The sequence below is a fragment of the Ruminococcus sp. AM31-15AC genome (assembly GCF_003462045.1).
GTDB classification, from domain to species: domain Bacteria; phylum Bacillota; class Clostridia; order Oscillospirales; family Ruminococcaceae; genus Hominimerdicola; species Hominimerdicola aceti.
The window spans coordinates 1-7,602 of sequence record NZ_QTYG01000079.1; the positions used below are offsets into that span (position 1 = coordinate 1).

Annotated in this window: 4 protein-coding genes, 1 other RNA gene and 1 pseudogene; 4 read left to right on the forward strand and 2 right to left on the reverse strand. The window is 42.5% G+C overall.

Going from position 1 to position 7,602, the window contains the following annotated elements:
• Positions 1-213: pseudogene (locus DW793_RS13420) on the forward strand (IS3 family transposase); the annotation flags it as partial.
• A 25-nt stretch (positions 214-238) separates the two neighbouring features.
• Positions 239-1,144 (forward strand): hypothetical protein, encoded by a 906-nt coding sequence (locus tag DW793_RS13425; RefSeq protein WP_147342214.1) that lies wholly within the window; start codon positions 239-241, stop codon positions 1,142-1,144.
• 133 nt (positions 1,145-1,277) lie between these two features.
• Here DW793_RS13425 and DW793_RS13430 read toward each other — a convergent pair whose 3' ends face one another.
• Complete coding sequence (locus tag DW793_RS13430) at positions 1,278-4,007, reverse strand: glycosyl hydrolase (RefSeq protein WP_118158447.1); 2,730 nt, start codon at positions 4,005-4,007, stop codon at positions 1,278-1,280.
• A gap of 139 nt (positions 4,008-4,146) precedes the next feature.
• On the reverse strand, positions 4,147-4,449 hold the full coding sequence (locus tag DW793_RS13435) for a hypothetical protein (RefSeq protein ID WP_147338960.1): 303 nt from the start codon (positions 4,447-4,449) through the stop codon (positions 4,147-4,149).
• 224 nt (positions 4,450-4,673) lie between these two features.
• Between DW793_RS13435 and rnpB the strand changes: the two genes are divergently transcribed.
• An RNA gene (rnpB, locus tag DW793_RS13440) (RNase P RNA component class A) lies at positions 4,674-5,020 on the forward strand.
• 179 nt (positions 5,021-5,199) lie between these two features.
• A complete protein-coding gene (locus tag DW793_RS13445) occupies positions 5,200-7,362 on the forward strand; it encodes a putative bifunctional diguanylate cyclase/phosphodiesterase (protein ID WP_118158448.1) in 2,163 nt (720 codons plus the stop codon).
• Positions 7,363-7,602 lie beyond the last annotated feature (240 nt).

A 7,602-nucleotide genomic window follows, 5' to 3' on the forward strand; every position in this document is an offset into this window, starting at 1 on the left:
CGCTGTGAAAGTATGTGGGCAAGAATGAAAGAAGAGCTGTTCTACAGCCGTGAGGACAAGCCGGAGAACTACACTATGAAAGAGTTGAAGACCATGATCTGGAGATATTTTATGAGTTACTGGGCCAACAGAAGAATCTGCACCGCCAACGGTGGTCTGCCTCCGGCAGCCCGAAGAAAGCTCTACTATGATCATATCTTTCTCGTTGCATAATTCTTGTTCGAATAAAATGTGTCAAGTGATATTGACAAAACCAAAGTTCGGACATAATCCGTCCGCCGACCCTTGGCTGAACAAATTGAAATGCCATTGCGGTTCGGGATTTAAAAAGTACAAATGGCGGACGAACAAGAAAGACGGCAAGGAGGTTTATGGTTATTCCTGCTATCGTCGCAGTCAGTCGGTCAGTCCACGTTATCTGTCAAATCACGGGATTGAGGCGGATGGTGTGTGCGATATAAAAGGCATTTGTCAATGGAAACTTGAAATGATGGCGGACAAGATTTTGGGCGAGGTGCTTGCGGACAGATATGAGATCATTGAAAGGGTGCTTGACTTGATCAACAAGCACTGCATGGACGGAACCGATTCGTTGCAGAAAAACGCCTATATTATCAAATCCAAAATTGAAAAACTTGAAGCGAAAATACGCAAGCTGGTTGATATGTATGCCGAGGGAGATATTGAAAAGGACGAATACCGAACGGTCCGAGCTGATTCAGAAGATGAGCTTGAGTGTTTAAAAGCGGAGCTTAAAAGGAACGACACAGCTGATACGGTCAGCGGAAACTGCATAGACACGGATCGTATTCGCAGAACTCTTGATGAGATACTTTCTGCTGACAACGGTCACATCAACGATGAAATTATTAGCAAATTGGTATCGAGAATTACGCCGGTTGACAATACAAATTTTGAATGGATAATCAATCTCGGCGAGGAGAAAAGTGAAAAAATACGTTGTACGCTCACAGGCAGAAAAAACTCTGCTGAGCTTACGATCGGTGACGGCGAAAGCTGTCACTTTACATACTGGTTGATAAATCTACTTGGTTTAAACGGTGAAATTGTCATAAAAGCTCGTGCAGGTGAGCTGCTGCACAGGCTGCTATTGCACAGAAGAAGTAATTCTTGCAAAGTTTAGGATATCTGAATAGATAACAAAAATTTCACCCCGTGTCTTATGATACGGGGTGTTTTTGTGTGCGAATAAAAAAATAATAGAGGTCTGACGTTTGAGCCAGACCTCTATTTTGCTATGGACAATCACTTTTTCTTTATTTTTTTGTAGTCACGCTCTTTGAAACCGACCATGCACCGTAATATTTTGTGCCGTTCACTGTCGTGTAGGAATGGACACGAACGTAATATTTCTTGTTGCCGCTAAGTTTGGAAATTGTGGTCTTGTCGGTCTTGTTGTTTGTTATGGTGACTTTCTTTGCGTTTGTAAACTTGGAGTTAGTTGCATACTGTATCTCATAGCCCGTTGCAGAGCCTTTCTGCGCCCAATCCACGAAAAATGCTTTGGATTTAGACGTAAGCTTTTGTATCTCCTGCTTGGCAGGATTTATTGTAAATGTCTTTGTGATAACGCCGCCATATTTGCCTTTGCCTGTTATCTTGACAATTGCCTTGCCGATTTTTTTGTTGTTTGAGTAGGAAGTTGTGTAATCAGTTTCGTTTTTCAGGGCAGTGCCGTTGTATTTCACAGTAATGTTCTGCGTTATAGCCTTGCCTGTGTATGCCTTGGTGGAAATGCCAGAAACGGAAGCTTTTGTGATATCATATTTTGCGGTCTTTATGCTTTTTATGTCAGACCATGGACCATAATAAGTCTTGCTTCCAACGTTTGTGTAGGAACGGACACGGACGTAGTATGTCTTATCGGCTGTCAGACCACTTATTGTCAGTTTATCTGGCTTGTTGGCAGTGAGGTGTTTGGAAGCCGCACCGCTCATGTTTGCACTGGTGGAATACTGAATGTCATAGCCCGTTGCAGAGCCTTTCTGCGCCCAATCCACAAAGAAGCCTTTGTATCTTGTTTCAAGCTTTTGTATGGTCTGCTTGGCAGGGATAATGTCAAAGCCTCCGGTATAACTGCCGTAGTAGTTGCCCATGCCTGAGATAGTGATGTTAGCATGACCGATTTTAACATTGTTCGTGACTATCACACGATAGTCGATGTTCTGACGGAGAACTTTGCTTCCGTCCTTAACAGTGACTGTCGGAATAATTGCACTGCCTGTGTACTGTGCAGTGCTTGCATAGGAATAGCCTGATGTTGGAAGCTTTTTTGCGGTGACCTTTACAGTGCAGACGGCAGACCTTCCGTTAGGCAGGGAGGCTGTTATCTTTGCTGTGCCTTTGCCCGTGGCGGTCACAACACCGTCTTTTACTGTGGCAACGGCTGTGTTGGAGCTTTTCCATGTTACTGTCTGAGTAGTGCCTGAGGTCACGCTGGCTTTTAGGGTAATGCTGTCGCCGTATGTGACTTCTTTTGACGTGGAGTCAAGAGTTATCTGTGTATTGTCGTCGCTGATAGGATAGCTTTTCAGATCGGGCAGACTTGAAAGTGTCACTGCATAGTCGCTGTTATAGACCTTTTGCCACATACTTTTCTCGGTATATTTCTCAGAGCTTGATATGCAAAACTCACCGCTCCATGTGCCGAAATACGACCATGCGGTGTTTGCATCAAAGGCTTTGTCAAGGTCGAAAAGACAGCCGTTTTCTGTAAGGGCAACTATTTTTCCGTTTGGTGAACAGTCTGTGGCTTCAAGATATTTTGAGCTTTGTGCTGAATAATCTCTTGTGCCGGGGTAGATATCCTCTCCGATTATGTCAACATATTCGTCGCCAGGATACCAATTTGCCGCCTGACCATTCCATACCCATATAATATTGTCAAGCTTGTATTCATTCGTGAGCTTGTTATATATTGCCTGCCAAAGCTTTTTGTAGGCTTCCGAGCCGTCTGCACCCCACCAGAACCAACCACCGCTTGCCTCGTGGAGCGGTCTGAACAGTACCGGAACGTCTGCGTCAGAAAGACGTTTGAGTTGTTTGGCGATCTCGTCAACGTCGCTCATAAGAGTGTTGTAGCCCTTAGGGTCTGAGCCGTTCATTATTTTGGTAAGCGAGAACTTTGAGCGGTCAACGTTTTTGGTGTAAAAACCACCCCACCAACGTGGATTTCCGCCGTCTGTACCTGAGAGAAGATATTTGTCAGGGACGTTCCAATGCCAGCAGAATGTTACTATTCCTCCTGCCCGTGAAAACTCGATAGCCTTTTCGACAGCGTCGGAGGTGTCACCGTTCTGGACACGGCATGGAGTATAGCGCATAAAGTCAAGACCCAACATAGCAGGGGTCTGACCAGTGGCGGACTTTATAGCTTTGAATTCAGCGCCGTTAAGACCACCGTCGCAATACTGTCCTGTTATGACCTTTTTGCCGTAAACGTCTTTCATATAGCTGTAAAGGCGCTGTGTGCTTTGTGAAGCGTATGGGTCAACGAGATTTTCAGCGGCAGTGTAGGCATTTGAAGAGCTCATTTTTTCTATGGTTATGTAGTCAAGAGAAAAATATCCCCACGACATTGTTATTTTGACAGTGTTCTGACCCTTTTTGAGATAAATACCATTCACTGTGGACGCTTTATAGGCAGAGCTGTTTGCACTGCTGAAAGTGCCTGCATTTGAGCCGTTTACAGAAAGGTTGTTTATCTTATTCGAGCCTTCTCCGCGGCTGTAAAGCTTTATTTTGTAGTATCCGCTTTCGCTGACTGTAACAGTCTGTGACCATGTGCAGCTTGAGTCTGAAAAACGAACTGACCTAGAGCCTGATGCGGAGCTGTCTGTTTGGATATAGGCAGAGCCACCTAGAGTGCCGTTTTCGGCTTCGTATTTAAGCGTCTGCTGTGCAAAAACAGAAAGCTGAGCCGAGCCTGTGGTGAGCATTGCCACACTTAAAAATGTGGCTGCGACCTTTTTGATATTGAACTTCATAGATGTTTTTTTCCTTATTATATTATTTACTGATAAAGCTAAGAGCTTAAAAGCATACGTTTATTTTAGCATAATTTTTGTGAATTGTAAACAATATATCAAGGCTAATTATAAGATGATTTGTAAACTTTAATTTTGCTTATTTCATTAGCCAAATTTCGCAGACGTATTCGGTCGTGTATGAAATATCACCATTAAGCTTTTGCTGACTCTCACATCTATCATATATTGTGCAGCCGAGATATTTGTAATCCAGTCTTTGTGAATAAACTGTAAGGTCACCTTCGTCATCAGTGAAAAGTAAACATGAGAGATCCGTTTTTTTGGCAAATTCAAGTGCTTCATCATAGCTTTTAAGATTGTCAGTAAGAACGCCTGCAAGTATTAATTCTCTATCTGATGGGAGGTCAACTTCATTAAGATTGCTGTTAAGCTTATTCAATGTTATTTCATTCCAAGTGTCAATCTCGCCCTCACTTTCCACATAGAGGACAAGTTCTCATTTTTTTACGCTCCCTTGATTTGGTTATTTTAATTCTATCACATTTTCTGTAAATTGTAAATATGTGTGAGACGTTTTGCATGATTTTCTTTTATAAAAGAATGCTCACTGTCTATGCAGGCTTTTATTTGACATTTCGTCATTCATGTGATATAATCATAGTGTGAGCGAGCTATGCGATAGCGTAAACGTTCTAGGTTTATGAGGAAAGTCCGAGCATCATAGAGCAGGATAGCTGATAACGTCAGCCGAGGGTGACCTTAGAGCCAGTGCAACAGAAATATACCGCCAACTTTTGTTGGTAAGGGTGGAAAGGCGGGGTAAAAGCCCACCAGAATGGCGGAGACGTCATTGCTATGTAAACCTTATCCGATGCAACACCAATGGTAGCTTGCAAGTCAATGGCTGCTCGTCAGACTTGGGGCTATAGGTGGCTAGAGCTGTGCGGCGACGTACAGTCCAGATAGATTATCGCACTCGACAAAACTCGGCTTATCGGTTCGGTCACATTTGCTCCGTCAGTTAAACTTTTTTAAGCTTAACTACGGGGCTTGCTTTTTAATAATATATAAATTTAGTCATTTGTTTTGTATATTATAAATAAATTTCTATAATTCCCCTTGTGATTTTACGGAGAATATGTTATAATAACGCTAGACGTATTTATATAAGCAGAGGAGGGCTGTTTGTATGGACATACCAGATAAGACCTATAACGAAAAGTTCGAGAGCTTTTTGAAAATACTTGAAAGCGATGACAGATTTGATAATGTGTGCAAGAATTTTCTCGAAAGTATTTGCTCTGCGCTTTATGTCAATGCGGCTACGGTAACTGTTTCAGGCTATGAAAACTCAGAACCTTTGAGTTATGAATTGATCGCTGATACACATAAATATACTGTATTTGCTTTTGATAAAGAATTTAATAGAAATAGATACAATGCAATGAAAAAAGCACTTATGCAAACTGGTATCCACGTTGCGGATAAGGCTCACCCGAATGGAGATAATGAGGAAATAACCCTGCGTGGAGCGGTGTATCCTTGTTCACTCACTTGTGCTGTCAAGGACGCAAATAAGTATGTTGCATATTTCAATCTTTTGTCCTCTGATCCTGAGAGAGTATGGTCACCTGAGGAGATACAGCTAGCCTCACGTCTGACATACATACTTTCTGGCATGCTCCATACTAGGAGAGCGGCTGAACATGCTGAAAGCACTACTCGCACGCTTACTGACGTTATGGATAATATGAATTCCTATGTGCTTGCAGTGGTACAGGACAGCGGTGAGATAGTTTTTGCCAGCAAGATTTTTGAACAGTATTATGGAAAACTGGTCGGCAAAAAGGAAAGTGACGTTTTCAGCAAGACTTGGTGTGAGCTTCCTGCTCACAAGGAAGGAATGCTTTTTGGAGGAGATTATTATTCCGAGATCATGGACAAATGGTTCAATGTGTCGGAAAAGCTCATAAAATGGCATGATGGCAGGACTATCAGACTTTGCACACTTAATGATATCTCAGAAAAGATAAATTATGAGAGGGTCATCGAAAAGCAGGTCTTTTACGATAATCTCACAGGTCTTCCTAACAGATTAAGTCTTGACAAGAGTATACAGGGCATTATTGAAAGCGATGAGATCAGTACTGTTATGCTCATTGACCTTGATAATTTCAAGAACATAAATGACAGCTATGGTCATAATAATGGTGACCGGCTTCTCAAAGAGATAGGTAAATTCTTTGTGGATTTTGCCCAGAAGAATAGAAAGCTGAGCGTTTTTAGATTTGGCAGCGATGAGTTCGTTGTGCTTCTGAGAGATCAGGATCAGACCGAGATCGACGAAATATGCAAGATCATACATGATAAGTTCAACACAGAGTGGCAGATAGCTAACAGCAGTTGCTATTGCACTTGTTCAATGGGCGTGGCGAAGTTTCCAAAGCCCGATGATACTGTAAATACGGTACTTAAAAGGATCGACCTTGCCATTTCATATGCGAAAAAGCAGGGCAAGAATTGTACTATAAATTATAATGAAACTATCGGCAGGATACTTTCAAGGCAGATCGAACTTGAAAGGCTCATGCACAAGGATATCACAAACGGCTTTGCACATTTCACGGCGTACTATCAGCCTATATTCAGCAGCTCCGAAAAGAAGCTTGTGGGCTGTGAAGCGCTTATGAGGTGGAATCCACCTGAGTTCGGTCAGGTTTCCCCTGCCGAATTTATCCCTATGGCGGAAAGGCTTGGCTATATCAATCTATTGGGCGAAAACATGATAAGGATCGCAGGCAGACAGTGCAAAAAGTGGGCTGACGCAGGGCTTGATTTGAGAATGAACATCAATCTGTCTGTAGGTCAGATAATAGAGCCTGATTTTCTTGACAAGATAGACGCACTTTTTGACGAAACAGGCGCACCCCCTGAGAAGATATGTTTTGAGGTCACAGAAAGTCTTGCTATCCATGATATGGAAAAGATGAAGGAGCTTTTGAGGCATATAACAGACAAGGGCGTGAAGATAGCACTGGACGATTTCGGAACGGGATATTCTTCGCTTAACTGCATCAAGGAGATGCCGCTGAATACCATTAAAATAGACAAGTCGTTTATTGATGATATCGCAAAAAATCCTGACACTGCGGTGTTTGTTAAAATGATAGTTAATCTTTCTCACGACCTGCATATAGCAGTTTGCGCAGAGGGCGTTGAGGAACAGGTGCAGTTCGATATCCTGAGAGATCTGGAAACTGACGTTATACAAGGCTATTATTTCGGCAGACCTATGCCGTCAGACAAGTTTGAGGAGAAGTTCCTTAGCGAGAAACTCCAGTCAGTAAAATAAGTCGCCAAAAAAAGAAAGTTCGACCGTCGGGCGTAATACTCGGCGGTCTTATAAATAATCCTGTATAATAAAACTTGACACATACAAAACAATCAAAGTATAATAAAAACAAAGGAGTGTGTCATCAATGGGAACAGGAAAACAATATGATGAAGAGTTTAAAAAGCAGGCAATAAAGCTCGCAAAGGAGATTGGCACCAAGGCAGCAGCAGATGAGCTGTGCATCCCCAAAGGGACGCT